General features: G+C 51.2%; 1 pseudogene. It reads left to right on the top strand.

The annotated features are described in order from the left end of the window. Window positions 1-209 (top strand): annotated as a pseudogene (locus tag ACVBEF_RS21455) (hypothetical protein); the annotation flags it as partial.

Here is a 209-nt window from a genome sequence, read left to right as displayed (position 1 = left end):
AAAACCGCGCATCAGAGCGCTGACCTTCTCGTCGAATTTTGTTTCGGCATTTCTGGACGCAACCGGGCTCGACGCCTGCGCACGGCAAACATTTCTGCATGATGCCGACATTTCCCCTGAGACGATAAAAGCGCCACGCACCAGGATTACTGAAAAACAGTTTTCGGTACTCTATCGTCAGATCGCAACGCACATGGATGATGAAATGC

Source organism: Glaciimonas sp. GG7 (genome assembly GCF_052976905.1).
This window is presented reverse-complemented; position numbering and strand designations above follow the sequence as displayed.